We start from the raw sequence: 15,267 nt of genomic DNA, 5'->3' as shown, positions 1-15,267 counted from the left end.
TTACTTCGAATTATGGGAAGAGTAGTAGGACGAGGATGACATAATAAGAGGGAATGCAAAAATGAAAGAGAATCAGGACAACAAAAATAACAAAAAAGCTGATATTCCAGATCGGCAATACTTTTTTCCAGTTCAGATTATTGAGTATTTTATTGAAGAAGGCAAAGCTTCTTTACAGATTACAAACTTAGCACAATTCATTTTATCTTTTATGGCAGGAGCATTTATCGCATTTGGTGCACTAGGTTCTGTTTTGTTATCCATGGGAGTAGACACAACTGGTACCTATAACCTTTTATCAGGTGTTGGATTCGCGATCGGCTATACTATGATTTTTCTATCAGGATCTATTCTTTTTACGGAGATTAATGTGTTACTTCCAAGCTATATTCTACAAAGCAAGTATTGGATTAGTAAAAAGGTTCTGCGATTTTGGGGGATCTGTTATATTGGTAACTTTTTAGGAGCATTATTTGTTGGGTTCCTTCTAAATATGTCAGGTTCATTAGACAAAGAGTTTTATGAAACCCTATTAAAGTTTATGGAAAAAAAGATGGAGTTTACTGAACGAGGAACATGGGGTTGGTTTCAAGTATTATTCTCTGGTATTCTTGCCAACTGGCTCATCGGTATTGCAGCCGTTCTCGCAACAGCTGCACGTGATGTAATGGGTAAAATATTTGGAATTCTTTTACCTGTAATTATCTTTGAAGCAGGAAATTTTCAACATGCCGTGGCCAACATGGGGTATTTCAGCATTACCGTTTTAGAAGGCTTTGAATACAGTTGGTATGAATTTATACTTCTTAATTTAATTCCTGCTACGATTGGTAACTTGATCGGCGGAGGTATATTAGTATCATTGTTACTTTCTTTTGCTTTTAAAGAAGACATTGATGATAATATCGTGAAAGAGGAAGAAGAGGAAGTAGAAAAGATAAAGCATAAGATGGAATAATTAAAGAAACTCCGAAACACCTTTATTGTGATATACAGTAAAGGTGTTTTTTGTTAGAGTTTCAGTAGGATTATGATTTTTTTAGGGGATGAACCAAATTGCCTTATCAAACGAAACTTGCTTTTTTATATGTAGCGATCGGCGCATCTCTTTGGGGCATCATCGGCTTTTTCGTTAAAGAACTTTCGCTTGCCGGTTTTACTTCGTTACAGATCGTCTTTTTACGAGCTACCAGTGCTTTTCTGCTATTCCTTGCATGGATTGTTTTAAAAAATCCTGCTCTACTCAAAATCAAGTTAAAGGATACTTGGTATTTCTTAGGTACCGGGATATTAAGTGTTTCCTTCTTTAATTGGTGTTATTTTACGACGATACAAACGTCATCACTCGCCATTGCAGCTATTCTTTTGTATACAGCTCCAGCTTTTGTGCTTGTAATCTCTAGTATCGTATTTAAAGAAAAATTAACTCATCAGAAGCTGCTAGCCCTTACCGTTACTTTCATTGGATGTACACTCGTATCAGGTCTGTTCTCCGCTCAATTAGAACTATCGATTACTAGTCTTCTGATTGGTCTAGGAGCCGGCTTTGGCTATTCGCTCTACAGTATTTTTGGAAAGTTAGCGAGTCGAAAATATGAAACGCTCACTATCAGCATCTACACTTTTTTCTTTGCGATGCTTGCTCTATTTCCGATCAGCGATATGACTTCTGCTAATATCCAAGTGTTTCGCCCATCCGTTTTAATGAATGTTATCGGACTCGGCCTTTTTCCAACCGTATTTGCCTACTGGTTCTATACACAAGGCTTAAAACAGATGGATGCTAGTAAAGCAGCTATTGTATCTACTATTGAACCGGTTGTAGCTACCTTAATGGGTATGTTGCTATACAAAGAATCAATATCCATTGTTCAGAGTATCGGTATTATATTTGTACTTGGTGCTGTTCTTATGATACAAGAACGAAAAGGAAAAAATATTCAAACTCCCACCATTCAAAACAGACATTAAAAGGTGCAGCATAAACGCTGCACCTTTTTTTGTTTCACTATAGAATAGAGCTCAAAAAGTCTTTCGTTCGCTCTTCTTTCGGGGCATCAAAAATCTCTTCTGGCTTTCCTCTTTCCCAGATTTGTCCATCGTGCATGTAAACGACCTCGTCTGCAACTTCTTTTGCAAAGCCCATCTCATGAGTTACAACGACCATCGTCATCCCTTCTTGCGCTAGCTCTTTCATTGTGGCGAGCACTTCTCCTACAAGTTCTGGATCGAGTGCTGATGTCGGTTCATCAAAAAGCATGATATCTGGTTTCATCGCAAGCGCTCTTGCAATAGCAACACGCTGCTTCTGTCCACCCGATAACTTCGCTGGATAGACATCTGCTTTATCAGAAAGACCCACTTTCCCTAATAAAGCTTTTGCATCCTGTTCTGCTTCTGATTTATTTTGATTTTTCACATTTAGTGGAGCTTCCATCACATTTTCCAATACGGTTTTGTGAGGAAACAAGTTAAAGTGCTGAAAAACCATCCCTACTCTTTGACGTACTTCGTTTAAGTTATGTGTTTTCGGATCGATTTCTTCCTCTTCGATGACGATCTTACCACCATTTTTAATCTCTAGAAAATTAATGCATCGAAGCAGCGTGCTTTTTCCAGAACCACTTGCACCAATTAAGACGACCACTTCGCTCTCTTGTACGTTAAGATTCACTTCTTTTAATACTTCTAAATCTCCAAAACTCTTCTTTAAGTTTTCAATGCGTATCATTTCTTTTTTCAACTCAGACACCTCCTATTCCCCAGCTGATAGTTTCTTTTCTAACAGATTAACAAGTAATGTGAAAAGCAGAACGAGTATTAGATAGTATAGACCAACAATAATCAGGTACGTCATCTCATCAAATGTCCTCGATCCCTGTGTCGTTGCTATACTGAACAACTCGTTAAGGGCAATAAAGGATGCTAGTGATGAATCCTTCAGACCGATAATAAACTGGTTGCCTAGAGGAGGTAGTGCTCGTTTAAAAGCTTGCGGCAGGATGATTCTTCTCATTGCCAATCCATAAGTCATCCCTAAAGAGCGTCCTGCTTCCATTTGTCCCTTATCAACCGATTGAATAGAACCTCTGAAGATCTCTGCAATATAAGCTCCATTATGCATAGCAAGACCAAATGCCGCAGACCAAAAAGCAGAAATACCTAACTCTGCTAGACCAAAGTAAAAGATGAAAATCTGTACGATCAAAGGTGTACCACGAATGAGTGCAATATAAATATTCGCGATCCAATTCAGGACTTTAATTCCAGAGATTTTAAATAATGCAAAAACAAGTCCAATCCCCGTACCGATTAAAATAGATACAAAGGTAAGTTGTAGAGTGATCAAAAGTCCCTTCATGAAGAGCGGATAACTTTCAACTAATACGTCTAAAATGTGTGCGAGATCAAACATGCCATTGTCCTCCCCTTTTTATTCTCTTTGTTAATGGTGTGTTATCGAATGTATGGATAAAAGAAAGCCACCCTGCACGTAACCTCATGAGGGCGGCTCCACCATTATTCAGGCTTCTTCGTGATATCAGCACCGACGTATTCTTCACTAAGCTTCGCGAGCTCACCGTTATCCTTCATTTTCTTTAATGCTTTATTAACCGCTTTTAGCAATTCTTTATCTTCTTTTTTAATAGCAATCGCTTGTTCACTCGTACCAAGCTGCTCTTGTTCGACGATTTTAAATCCTTTTTCTATCGCTTGTTTACCAGTGATAGCATCAGTAATAACCGCATCGTGTTTTCCTTCGCTCAAAGCACGCAATGCTGTAGCATCACTGTCATAGTTTTTAATTTGATCTGTAAATTCTTGTGCAGATTTTTCATAGGTAGAGCCTTTTGAAACAGCAACTTCTTTTCCTTTTAAATCTTCTTTTGTTTTAATATCACTGTCTGGTCTTGTAAAGATTACCGGACCTGAGTAATAATAAGGCTCGCTAAAATTCACTGCTTTCTTGCGGTCTTCAGTGATTGTATGGCTTGCCACTGCTGCGTCAAAACGATCTGCCTTAATAGCGGATACAGCGCCGTGGAATTTAAACTTCTCTGGAACAGGCTTTAGACCAAGTTCTTTAGCAATCGCCTCACCGACTGCAACATCAAAGCCTGTTAGTTCCCCTCCCTTATCAACCGAGCTGAAAGGCGGAAACTCTCCTGATACGATAAAGTTAAATTCACCTTCGTTCTTTAATTCTGGACCCCCGTCACTTGATTCACTACTGCCACATGCAGCTAGTACAAACATTGAAAAAACGACAGCTAACATCCCTATCTTCTTTTTGAAATCTTTCATTCTTATCCTCCTTGAATATCCCATTTTGTAGATTCCCCTACTAGACAAGGGTAGCATGAATTGGAAATGTTCTCAATTTTACGTGAATTCCCACCTATCAAAAAGATCAGATTTTTCATGCATCTTGTATATGGTTACCCTTTACAAAAAACTCGTAAACACTTATTTAGCAAGCAAAAAAATGCGCATTTCAGATATACTGAAATGCGCATTATCAAATCTTTATGGCAAAAGTTTAGTCGGCAGCAATATTGTAACCGTGGTTCCAATATCTAACATACTTTCAAATGTAATATTTCCATGATGATTTTCAATGATCTTCAAAGATACCATTAGTCCCAACCCTATGCCTTTTTCTTTATTGGAATAGAAAGGTTCTCCAAGTCTTGCAAGTCGCTCTTCGCCGATTCCCACTCCTTGGTCAGTAACTTTAATAAAGACATAGCCTTCATCATGTGCTCCTGTTTCTACAAAGATGGTGCCGCCGCTATTCATAGATTCGATCGCATTCTTAATCACATTAATGATTACTTGTTTAATTTGATTTCCTTCACAAAGAATCTGAGGGACGTTCATTAAGTGCGTCTCGAATTGAACGTTATTAAGGTTCGCCTCTGAATCCAACAGCGTGATCGTCTGTTTAATAAAATCATTTACGTTTCTCTGCTGAAAAAAAGTTTCCTGGTGCGGTTTAGCTAATACTAAAAATTCAGTAATGATCGATTCAATCCGATCCATCTCAGACAAGATGATTTCACTATGTAGATCTTCCATGTCTGCTTTCATAAGTTGGACGAATCCTTTGATACTTGTTAGCGGATTACGAATCTCATGAGCGATTCCTGCCGCAAGCTCACCAACGACCGTGAGTTTATCTGATTTTCTGAGCAATTCTTCTTTTTCTTTTAAATCTGTAATATCTTCTGAAATACCTGCTATGCGATAGATCTCTTCATCGTCATTGGTGATCGGAAATGCTCTTGTTCTGATCCAACGGACTCTGTTATTTTTCCCATGTATCCGGTATTCAATCTGTGATTCACCTTGCGCGATTAATTTGATGAACGTTGAAACAGCTTCTTGATCTTCCGAGTGAACGTCTGTAAAAACAGATTCAATCAGCTCCGTTTCTTCGACATCCCAAATTTGTTTAAAAGCCTTTGATATGTAAAGTAGCTGATGCGTTTTATAATCTTGCATCCAAAAGATGTCTTTTGCATTTTCAGCAAACTGACGGAACCTCTCTTCACTTTCTCGTAGTCCTAGTTCCATCCTCTTGCTTTGGGTGATATCTCTAGAAACACCTACAATTCCTTCCACTTGACCTTGGTCATTATTAATTGGAGATAGGATAGCCTGATAATAGAGACGTTCACCATCACGCACATTACTCCACTCATAAAATTGAGATTTGCCTTGCAAAACAAGACGACATGCCTTTTCTTGACCATCAGCAATCTCAGCGCCAAAAACTTCGCGAACGGTCTTGCCTAAGAAGTAGGATGGCTTAACACCGTGTTTCTCCATCCACCTTCCATAGATGCCTGTATGTACAAAATTTGTATCTAACGTAAAAACAGTGTCTTCCATTGAGTCGACAAGCGAGTTAAAGCGCTGCTGACTGCGATTCAATTTTTTTTCCGTACGTTTTAGCTCCTGGTTATCCGTTAGTGTAATGACAGATAGATCACACACATTATCTTTAAGAGGAATGATAGAAACAGACAACGAAGAAGAATAGCCCGTGTTTTTACAGATTAAATCTATTTCGATCTGATATTCTGCTTTTTTGTTTTTCTCATGTTGAATGTAAGCTTCTTGAAGTGACCATTTCTCTTTGTTTGAATCTGTTATAAAAAATGGCAACTCATATACATATGAGCCTTCTACTTCAGAATCAGACAATCTTAACATCCCATACGCTTTTGTATTGGCGTAAAGAATTGTGCCACATCGTTCTATAACGATAATCCCATTATTAACCGCTTCATAGAACGTATGCATCATTTGTTTTGTATTTTGTAATTCAAACGAAGTCTCTCGCATGTTCTACATCCTTGTTGAATTATTTTTAAAGTATTTACAAGAAATGCCTTTTCTCTATTTTTCTATTAAATACAAAAAAACACAAGAGTTATTTTCCTCTTTTTGGATTCAGATCAAAGATTACCAATTAATACTTAGTTTTGAATAGAACAGGTTCTCTAGTGAATAACAATCCATCAAGTGAACATTTTGAAGAAACCCTTTTGTAGACCTATAATAATTAAAATCAAAAGCACACTGATTATTTCTCAGTGTGCTTCCATAAAGCTGTCTTAAATGATTTAGCATCTCCCAAGCTTTTTGAGTCAGCCAATATCTCCTCAGGTGCATTTGCTTCTCCTATTAAATAACCAACAAATTCTGTACCTAAAAAGTCGAATATATATTGAAATTGCTGAATCAAGGGCAGTGCTTTTATTCGAGGATGATCTCCCCCTACTGTAATAACATAAGCTTTTTTATCGCCCATGGTTTTCTTAAAGTTTAAGGTTTCGTCCCGCAAACTCTGTGAGAACCGATCTACAAAGTTTTTCATGATCCCACTCATTCCATACCAATAAACAGGTGTAGCAAAAATAAGTACGTCATATTGTAAAATCTCTTTGATCAATTCCTCGTAGTCATCATCTACCTTAACAAATCCGCCTGCATCATGGCGTAGATCATCTATAGGATTGATTTTGTAGTTTTTGAGGTAAAAAGAAGTATGCTGAATGTTGTCTAATGCCTTTTGAGTTAGTGCTTCCGTGTTACCATGTTCTCTAGAGCTGCCGTTAATAACTGCGATTTTCATTCTTATCACCTTTCTTTTACGTATCATCTTAATTGCTAGAAACTCACTTCAAAAAAATGGTTGATTGCATCCTAATCTCATAAAAAATACAAACAAAGAATAGAGTATAAGATAACAAATTAGGAGGTCTATAATGATCGTATTCACCATTATCTGCATGATTGCTTTCTATCTTCTAACGATACATGATTCTAAGAAGTTGAAACAAGTTATCTGGCCGTTATACGGAATAATAGGCATCGTGTGTTTTATCAGCTTACTCTCATTAACATCTGATACCGTGACTTATGAATATTGGGTAAGATTGTTCTTTCTGGTCTTAACCATACCTGTGTTGATTCTTGTTGTTCGTAAAGTGTGGCAGCTCTGTTCTGAAACGACGAGATGGATTCAATATACAGTTTCTGTTCCTATCTCTATTCTGTTTATCCTCACACTCTGGTTTTGCTGGAACATGTTTCCGATTTTTATGTATGTTTTATAAGAAGAACCAATACAACCGCCTTCAGTTGCTCACTGAAGGCGGTTGTATTGGTTTAGAAGTGTCCTCTTTAGATGGACAAAATTGCTATTTGTCTTTTTCGGGGGTCTGACCCCCTTGCATGAACGAAAGCACTTCCTTGACGATCGTGTTTATCTTTTGGTTGATAAATTGATCTCCGAAGCTTTCTTTCGCTTGCCTGATTGCGGCAATTACTTCTTCATCATATTGAATGAGTTCTTCATCATCTTCTGCTTCATTGTATAAATCAATCATGCTGTCTAACCCCTCTTGCATGCGATCTATCGCTTCACTATATTTTTCTCGATCTTCCTTATTATATTTCAACTTCATCACCCATTCACAGCTTTTCCATCTATCTGTCCTAACAAACTTCATAAACATTTACTCTTGTGACTTTTTTCACTATTTTTTCATAGGAAAGTATACTATAATAATTTGGTTATTATTATCTTGAAATATATTATTTTACATATTAGCCGGAAGGAGGGGGAACAATTGATCCGCCGTTGGTTTACGAAAAAAAATAAATCATTGCAGCCTGCATTTGAAACACCGTCTTCAAATTCATCGTTGAGTCTATGCACAAGTACCACGGATGAACCAGATCCTGTAAAAGAAATATCGCATTTTAAAATGCGGTTAAAAGAATATGGAATAGAGTTTAGTCACTTAGTCTCCAGCACTCCTAAGGATGTTGAAAACAGACAGCAAGCCATAAAAGTTGCTGAAGAAATCTCGAAAGACCCTGAGATGCGGAATTACTTTCTAACGTGGAAACGGTTGCCCCTTCTTCATAACGAAAGTACACAGCATCAAAAGCACACCATGAAAAAACAGCGAGAATACATAACCGCTCTTACCCTTATCTTTATAGAAAACTATCAAGTGTTGCTGCAATATGTTCCTGGCACGGGAGGAAAACACTAATGAACAAAGCGATTATTGTAGAGGTTAACAAGCGCCATGTCATCGTTCTTGCAGAGGGCGGAGAATTTAAAAAGATTAAAAATACCAATGCTGCCTATATGGTCGGTCAAGAAATTCGTCTTCCAGTAAGACAAGAAAACAAGAAATCTATTTTCTCTATTTTCATAAACTGGAAAACAGGAACTGCCGTAGCACTGGCTATCTTTCTCTTATTCTTTCAAGTACTCGCACCGATATCAGGACCTGGGGCGTATGCCTATGTCGGCATAAACATGGATCCAAGTCTTGAATTGAAGATTGACGAAGAAATGAGAGTACTGGATATCTTGGCTTATAATCAGCAAGGTCATATGGTTCTTGATCAGTTGAACGATTGGGAAAATGAAGAAATTGAACATGTAACTGACCTTATTTTTGATACATGCGAAGACCTCGGCTATCTCAAGTCAAAGGAAGAGGTATTGATTACTACAACCTTATCTGAGGAAATACCTGCTGATAAGGAGAAAGAAATCAAACAACAAGTGAATGAAGTGATGACAGAGACCGCTAAAAAGAAATCGATAGAGATGACAACTATCGTGATGAGTTCTAAAGAGCGCGAACAATCTAAAAAGATGAAAATGTCACCTGGTCATTATGCGATTTATAAAGCAGCTAAGAAGTCTGGAATGAAAATTACAAAGAACGAAATTTCAACTCTTACAATTGAAGAGATTTCAGAAAAAGTGGGCCCTATAAAAGAGCTTTTAAAAGAGGATCTTGAAACAGTTGATGCCTCTGAAGACAAGAAAGAGGATCTTGTATACGAACCGCCTCTACCTATCTTAGATATAAAAGATTCGAGTAACGAGGTAAAGGTTGAAAAGGAAGTAACACCGGTTCAAGAAAAAATACAGGAACCTCAGAAAAAGAAAACGTTCGAATTACCTGTAAGTCATGCTGAAATTCCTTCTGCACCAAAAAAGGAAGAAAAGCCAGCCGAAAAACCAATTAAGAACGAGCAAGAAAAACATGTGAATACGCCTGCTCCTTCTGGCGGTGAGCAAGACAAGAATACACACAAAGCACCTACGAAGAGTACACCTGTCGTCACAGCACCAAAGGAAGAGAAACCAAAACCTGTAAAACCCGTAGAGGATAAACCGAAACAGGAAACACCAAATGAGGAAAAACCTAAACCAGAAATTCCGAAAGAAAACATTCCTAAGGAAGATACTCCGAAGGTAGAAACGCCTAAGGAAGAAAAACCTAAAGACGAGACACCTAAAGAAGAAACACCTAAAGAAGAGAAACCTAAAGAGGAAACACCTAAAGAAGAAACGCCTAAAGAAGAAACACCAAAAGAGCACTGGATTTATATTGAAATTATTATTGATGGTATCGTTATAGAAGTTCGCATTAAAGTAACAACAAATGTCACTGATGCTGAGTTAAAACAACAAGCATTAACCACTTATCATCAAAATGCTTCAAAAGAACAGTCATGCCCTACATCAACTTCAGCATTCACACAAGAAGTTGAGCAAGCTGAAGTTTCTAAAGAGTTACAACAAACAACAGAAAATGAAGTTGCATCAGATTCTTCCATTGAAGAACCACCACTTTTAGAAGAGGCTTCATAATGGCAAACCCCAGGACTAACTCCAGTCCTGGGGTTTTTGTTTTCATTTCGGTATAGACAGCAAACTTTTATGGCAATAGTGATAATAGGAGGAGAGTGTTTGTATGCGGTCTATTTATTATGCTTACTTAAGAATGCCAATGCTGATTCGACTTGCGATTATTCTTTTTAGCATTCTATTATCCAGCGCTATTTTAGCTCACCTCTTAGAAACAAAAACATTTCCAACTATATTTGAAGGGTTTTATTGGGCAGTTATTACGGCTGGAACAGTTGGATATGGCGATTTCACTCCTGAATCAACCGAAGTAAGGATACTAGCTATTTTCCTTGTGTTCATTGGCGCGTCTTTTTTTGCCTTTTTGACTGTTCACTTGGCAAGTTCTGTTGTTAAAAGAGAAAATCGCTTTCTAGAGGGGAAAAATATGTATAAAAATAAAGATCATTTCATTATAGTAGGCTGGAACGAAAGAGCTAGACATACGATTCAAGCTCTTAAAGAGCAATTAAAATCCAACCATATCGTTTTAATCGATGAATCATTAAAAGAAAATCCGTTATATGTTGAAGGCATTCATTTTATCCATGCTAAACCTAGTGAAGATCATACTTGGATGATGGCTCATGTTAAACAAGCTCATACCATCTTAATTACAGCTGATGCAAACTTAAAGGAATACGAAGCTGATACTAATACGATTCTTTCTATTCTTACAGCCAGAGGACTGAATCCTAGAGTATCTATTCATGCAGAAGTGTTAACAACGGAGCAAACTTCAAACGCAATACGAGCTGGTGCCGACCATATTATACACACTTCAAACCTTGCTTCACATGCGATGGTTTCTAGCCTTGCAAAAGAGATACGATAAGAAAAACAGATAGACGTCATGGTCTATCTGTTTTTAATTTAATACAGCAGTTTCTACCTTTTTCACTAAATCTTTGGCGATCCCGATCCACTTTTGATCAACCGTCGCATCCGGATCTTGCGGCTCTGAAAACTGATTAAAGCTCCCTGAGATATTACCTGTCTCAGCATTGTCGTCGAGCCCAACCTGATATTTGTGAGCCAGTAAAAAAGGTTCACCAAATTGAATAGTGGTATCTTTTTTATCTAACTGACCATCAATGGCTTGAAAAGGAATTCTCAAAAACGTATAGCCTACTTCATCATCCAGTTTATAATCGAAATAGCCGTGATCATAATCCCAGTTCCCCCCGTAAGAAAAGCCCATCCCTTTCAAAACATCTTCAGCTTCATTTAATGCACAACATTCATTTTCAAGTTTGCTTTTTATCGGTTTCATCATTGTCACCCCTTTATTGTCTATTTCTTAGCGTATCCAATCTGACATGAGATTATTTGACCATTAGTATAAGTAAACATAAAAAAAGCCTGACTCAGCAATGTTTGAGTCAGGCTTAAAAAATGATTATAGACGCTTTTCTAATTCTTCTTTTTCTTTTTCAAATCCAGGTTTACCTAGAAGAGCAAACATGTTCTTCTTGTATGCTTCTACTCCCGGTTGGTCGAATGGATTAACACCTAACAAGTAGCCACTCACCGCACACGCTTTTTCAAAGAAATAAACCATATATCCAAAATGATAAGGTGTCATTTCAGGAATACTTACCACTAAGTTTGGTACTCCACCATCTGTATGAGCAAGCATTGTTCCTTGGAATGCTTTCTTGTTAACAAAATCCATTGTCTGACCAGCTAAGAAATTCAGTTTATCCAAATTCTGATCATCTTCTTCAATTGTAATTTCTTCTCGAGCTGAACCTACGTATAACACCGTTTCAAAAAGGTCACGACGCCCTTCTTGCACGTATTGCCCCATTGAGTGAAGATCAGTAGTGAAGTCAACTGACGCTGGATAGATGCCTTTGTAGTCTTTTCCTTCACTTTCACCGTAAAGCTGCTTCCACCATTCAGAAACATAGTGAAGACCCGGCTCGTAGTTTACCATTAATTCGATGGTTTTGCCTTTATTATAAAGAGCATTACGAACAGCAGCATATTGATAAGCTTCGTTATCTGCAAGGTTTGGGTTGTTGAAATCAGCTGCAGCTTCTTTCGCTCCGTTCATCATCTCTTCAATGTTCACTCCACTTACTGCGATTGGTAATAGACCAACAGCAGTCAGCACTGAGTATCGTCCACCTACATCATCAGGGATGATAAAGGATTCATAGCCCTCTTCGTTCGCTAATGTTTTAAGTGCACCCTGAGCTTTGTCAGTAGTTGCATAAATACGTTTACGAGCCTCATCTTTACCGTACTTTTCTTCTAAAAACTTTCTAAAGATACGGAACGCAATCGCTGGTTCAGTCGTTGTCCCAGATTTAGAGATCACATTTACAGATACATCTTTATCTTTTAATACATCAAAAAGTTCTTTAACATATGTCGATGAAATGTTCTGTCCAGCAAAGAATACTTGTGGAGTCTTGCGGTCTTCTTTTGATAAAAGGTTGTAGAAGGAATGATTTAACATTTCGATCGCTGCACGAGCTCCTAAGTACGAGCCACCAATTCCAACAACAATCAATACATCAGAATCACTTTTAATTTTTTCAGCACTTTTTACGATTCGGCTAAATTCTTCGCGGTCGTAGTTTTCAGGAAGGTCAACCCAGCCAAGATAGTCATTCCCAGCACCGGTTTTTTCATGAATTGCTTCATGAGCAGTTTTTACCGCACCTGTAAGATAATCTACTTCATGCTGACCAATAAAAGAAAGGGCCTTGCTATAATCAAAACTAAGTTTCTTTGTCATATGTAAGCCTCCTAAAACATCATTATTCTTTCACTTTATACAAGTACAAGGACCAAATCAAGAAACCAGACAAATGTAATCGGTTTCTTTTCAAAAGACGAAATATTCAAAAAGCAGCCATATAAAAAGAAGGATCGATCCCCTCTTTTTATATGGCTTGCATTACAGATGATTTATAAAGACATTCTCAAAATGTTGAGTACATCTTCTTTATTCTGTTTCTTGAAGTTCCCAAACTCACCTCTTGCCATCGCTTTATCTGCGATAAGGTCAAGCTTTGAATCGTCAATATCATAATCTTTAAGAGCATTCGGAGCTCCAAGAGACGACCAGAATGCAGAAAGACGATCAATACCTTCAAGAGCCACTTCTTTATCGGACTTTCCTTCTGTTTCAACGTTAAACACTCTAACAGCAAGTTGCTTGAAGCGAGCTACATTCGTATCCACATTATGTCTCATCCAATTAGGGAAAAGAATAGCTAAGCCGCCAGCATGCGGAATATCATAGACCGCTGAAACAGCATGTTCAATGTTATGACTTCCCCAATCACCTCGAACACCCATTTGAAGTGTACCGTTTAATGCCATCGTTCCGTTGTAAAGAATTGTTTCACGCAACTCATAGTTCTCAAGATCTTCTAGAAGCTTAGGTGCGGTTTCCATTACTGTTAATAGAATGGATTCAGCAAAGCGATCTTGTAGTGGTGTGTTTGTAGCGTTATGGAAATACTGTTCAAATACGTGCGACATCATATCTACAATTCCATAAATCGTTTGATCCTTAGGAACTGAGAACGTATAAGTAGGATCTAAAATTGAAAATTTAGGGAATACAAGTGGACTTCCCCAACCATATTTCTCTTGTGTTTCCCAGTTCGTAATAACAGAACCTGAATTCATTTCAGATCCAGTTGCAGCTAACGTAAGAACTGTTCCAAAAGGAAGTGCATCTTCCACTTGAGCTTGTAGAGTAATGATATCCCATACGTCTCCATCATACTTAGCCCCAGCTGCGATTGCCTTTGTGCAGTCAATAACACTTCCACCACCAACAGCTAATAAAACATCGATGCCTTTTTCTTTACAAATTTCTACACCTTTACGAACAGTAGATACTCTCGGGTTTGGTTCCACACCTGAAAGCTCACTAACCTCTGCATCCATCTTATTAAGCTCATTCATCACTTCATCAAACAAGCCGTTTCGTTTTATGCTTCCTCCACCATAAACCACGAGGACTTTCTTTCCGAATTTCCCTAATTCGTCCTTTAGCGTTTGAATTTGATTTTTACCAAAAACTAATCGAGTTGGATTGTAGTATATATATTCGTTCATGAATATCTCTCCTTCTTACATGGTTAATCCGTATTATGTGGGACATAAAATGTAATGTAAAGTAATTAGCTTATCGAATACTAGCATGTGTTTTATTGATTAGTTTCATGCCAGTGATTAAGGGAATGAATAATTGTAGACATAATATGCCACCCTAAGGAAGCTTTTCAATTATTAAAAAGAGGAGGGAATTACATGAGTGGATTACAGCGTTTCGCACTTGCATTGGTTATCATTGGAGCCATCAACTGGGGTTTAATCGGGTTCTTTCAGTTCGATCTAGTTGCTGCTATTTTTGGAGGTCAAGATGCTGTTCTTGCCCGTATCGTCTATGGTCTAGTAGGTCTTTCTGGTCTTTACTGTTTAACACTATTGTTTAAACCTTCCGAGGAACTTAGCCGAGAAGGTCATACAGAACATAACCGTGTATAATTTAAATAAAAAAAACCTCTCGATCGAGAGGTTTTTTTATTACTTTTTAAGGCGCTTGTTTAGTTGAGCTTGACGATCTGTAGACTCTTTCAACCAATCTTTAAGTTTTGCTTCAAGAGTGTTGAAACCTTTGTTAGCGTCTTGATTGTTTGTGTTGCTCTTTTTGTTATTATTGTTGAATCCACCAGGGCGGCGTTCTTTTTTAGGTGCAGGAGCTGGAGCTTCCTGTGTTTGTCGGATGGACAGTGAAATCTTCTTGCTGTCTTCGTCAACAGAAAGAACCTTTACTGACACAACGTCACCAACACTTAATGCATCGTTAATATCTTTAACGAAACCATGTGAAACTTCAGAGATGTGTACAAGACCTTGTACATTATCATTTAATGCAACGAACGCACCAAAAGGCTTAATGCCTGTAACTTTACCTTCAACAATGCTACCTACTTCAAAATTCATGAAAACACTCCTAACTATTTTTTAACCTGTTAAGTATAACATAACTAAATCAT

The 15,267-nt window shown here is 37.7% G+C and carries 17 protein-coding genes; 7 read left to right on the top strand and 10 right to left on the bottom strand.

Annotated elements, in window-relative coordinates; all coding sequences use genetic code 11:
* The first annotated feature begins 61 nt into the window (after nt 1-61).
* Together IHV11_RS02360 and IHV11_RS02355 are read left to right on the top strand one after the other, a co-directional pair.
* Nucleotides 62-958 (top strand): formate/nitrite transporter family protein, encoded by an 897-nt coding sequence (locus tag IHV11_RS02360; RefSeq protein WP_197131941.1) that lies wholly within the window; start codon nt 62-64, stop codon nt 956-958.
* 98 nt (nt 959-1,056) lie between these two features.
* Nucleotides 1,057-1,971 carry a DMT family transporter gene (locus IHV11_RS02355; RefSeq protein WP_197193578.1) on the top strand — a complete coding sequence of 305 codons (915 nt, stop codon included), beginning with the start codon at nt 1,057-1,059 and terminating at the stop codon, nt 1,969-1,971.
* Nucleotides 1,972-2,008: 37 nt separating this feature from the next.
* Here the strand turns inward: IHV11_RS02355 and IHV11_RS02350 are convergent, their stop codons facing one another.
* The 5 genes from IHV11_RS02350 to IHV11_RS02330 all read right to left on the bottom strand — a co-directional run bounded on the left by IHV11_RS02350 (nt 2,009) and on the right by IHV11_RS02330 (nt 7,138).
* Nucleotides 2,009-2,731: an amino acid ABC transporter ATP-binding protein gene (locus IHV11_RS02350; protein WP_197194897.1), complete on the bottom strand. Its 723-nt coding sequence runs from the start codon at nt 2,729-2,731 to the stop codon at nt 2,009-2,011.
* Between the two features lie 24 nt (nt 2,732-2,755).
* Nucleotides 2,756-3,415, bottom strand: coding sequence for an amino acid ABC transporter permease (locus tag IHV11_RS02345; RefSeq protein WP_197131947.1), 660 nt, complete (start codon nt 3,413-3,415; stop codon nt 2,756-2,758).
* 104 nt (nt 3,416-3,519) lie between these two features.
* Nucleotides 3,520-4,305, bottom strand: coding sequence for a transporter substrate-binding domain-containing protein (locus tag IHV11_RS02340; RefSeq protein WP_197131949.1), 786 nt, complete (start codon nt 4,303-4,305; stop codon nt 3,520-3,522).
* 222 nt (nt 4,306-4,527) lie between these two features.
* Nucleotides 4,528-6,351: a PAS domain-containing sensor histidine kinase gene (locus IHV11_RS02335; protein ID WP_197193577.1), complete on the bottom strand. Its 1,824-nt coding sequence runs from the start codon at nt 6,349-6,351 to the stop codon at nt 4,528-4,530.
* A 241-nt stretch (nt 6,352-6,592) separates the two neighbouring features.
* Entirely contained in the window at nt 6,593-7,138 is a 546-nt protein-coding gene (locus IHV11_RS02330; protein ID WP_197194896.1) for a flavodoxin family protein, read from the bottom strand.
* 139 nt (nt 7,139-7,277) lie between these two features.
* Here IHV11_RS02330 and IHV11_RS02325 point away from each other — a divergent pair, with 139 nt between their 5' ends.
* Nucleotides 7,278-7,628 carry a hypothetical protein gene (locus tag IHV11_RS02325; protein WP_197193576.1) on the top strand — a complete coding sequence of 117 codons (351 nt, stop codon included), beginning with the start codon at nt 7,278-7,280 and terminating at the stop codon, nt 7,626-7,628.
* A gap of 84 nt (nt 7,629-7,712) precedes the next feature.
* Here IHV11_RS02325 and IHV11_RS02320 read toward each other — a convergent pair whose 3' ends face one another.
* Nucleotides 7,713-8,024: a hypothetical protein gene (locus tag IHV11_RS02320; RefSeq protein ID WP_312035208.1), complete on the bottom strand. Its 312-nt coding sequence runs from the start codon at nt 8,022-8,024 to the stop codon at nt 7,713-7,715.
* 120 nt (nt 8,025-8,144) lie between these two features.
* Here IHV11_RS02320 and IHV11_RS02315 point away from each other — a divergent pair, with 120 nt between their 5' ends.
* The 3 genes from IHV11_RS02315 to IHV11_RS02305 all read left to right on the top strand — a co-directional run bounded on the left by IHV11_RS02315 (nt 8,145) and on the right by IHV11_RS02305 (nt 11,072).
* Entirely contained in the window at nt 8,145-8,576 is a 432-nt protein-coding gene (locus IHV11_RS02315; RefSeq protein WP_197131956.1) for a hypothetical protein, read from the top strand.
* On the top strand, nt 8,576-10,201 hold the full coding sequence (locus tag IHV11_RS02310; protein WP_197193575.1) for an anti-sigma factor domain-containing protein: 1,626 nt from the start codon (nt 8,576-8,578) through the stop codon (nt 10,199-10,201). Before IHV11_RS02315 ends, IHV11_RS02310 begins: the two co-directional genes overlap by 1 nt.
* A gap of 103 nt (nt 10,202-10,304) precedes the next feature.
* On the top strand, nt 10,305-11,072 hold the full coding sequence (locus IHV11_RS02305) for a potassium channel family protein (RefSeq protein WP_197193574.1): 768 nt from the start codon (nt 10,305-10,307) through the stop codon (nt 11,070-11,072).
* A 33-nt stretch (nt 11,073-11,105) separates the two neighbouring features.
* On the opposite strand, the gene IHV11_RS02300 is transcribed toward IHV11_RS02305, so the two are convergent.
* The 3 genes from IHV11_RS02300 to IHV11_RS02290 all read right to left on the bottom strand — a co-directional run bounded on the left by IHV11_RS02300 (nt 11,106) and on the right by IHV11_RS02290 (nt 14,323).
* Nucleotides 11,106-11,510, bottom strand: a complete 405-nt coding sequence (locus IHV11_RS02300; RefSeq protein ID WP_197132189.1) for a YugN-like family protein — start codon at nt 11,508-11,510, stop codon at nt 11,106-11,108.
* A 126-nt stretch (nt 11,511-11,636) separates the two neighbouring features.
* Nucleotides 11,637-12,986: a glucose-6-phosphate isomerase gene (locus IHV11_RS02295; RefSeq protein ID WP_197193573.1), complete on the bottom strand. Its 1,350-nt coding sequence runs from the start codon at nt 12,984-12,986 to the stop codon at nt 11,637-11,639.
* A 173-nt stretch (nt 12,987-13,159) separates the two neighbouring features.
* Nucleotides 13,160-14,323, bottom strand: coding sequence for an iron-containing alcohol dehydrogenase (locus IHV11_RS02290; RefSeq protein ID WP_197131966.1), 1,164 nt, complete (start codon nt 14,321-14,323; stop codon nt 13,160-13,162).
* Between the two features lie 195 nt (nt 14,324-14,518).
* On the opposite strand from IHV11_RS02290, the gene IHV11_RS02285 reads away from it, so the two are divergent.
* Nucleotides 14,519-14,755: a DUF378 domain-containing protein gene (locus IHV11_RS02285; protein ID WP_197131970.1), complete on the top strand. Its 237-nt coding sequence runs from the start codon at nt 14,519-14,521 to the stop codon at nt 14,753-14,755.
* A 39-nt stretch (nt 14,756-14,794) separates the two neighbouring features.
* Here the strand turns inward: IHV11_RS02285 and yugI are convergent, their stop codons facing one another.
* The gene (yugI, locus tag IHV11_RS02280) at nt 14,795-15,214 is read right to left on the bottom strand and encodes a S1 domain-containing post-transcriptional regulator GSP13 (protein ID WP_066397183.1); all 420 of its coding nucleotides are present in this window, start codon (nt 15,212-15,214) and stop codon (nt 14,795-14,797) included.
* Nucleotides 15,215-15,267: the final 53 nt, after the last annotated feature.

The sequence above is a fragment of the Fictibacillus sp. 26RED30 genome (genome assembly GCF_015903845.1).
Classification (GTDB): domain Bacteria; phylum Bacillota; class Bacilli; order Bacillales; family Fictibacillaceae; genus Fictibacillus; species Fictibacillus phosphorivorans.
The sequence above is the reverse complement of the archived record's forward strand: the minus strand, read 5'-3'. Positions and strand labels throughout refer to the sequence as shown.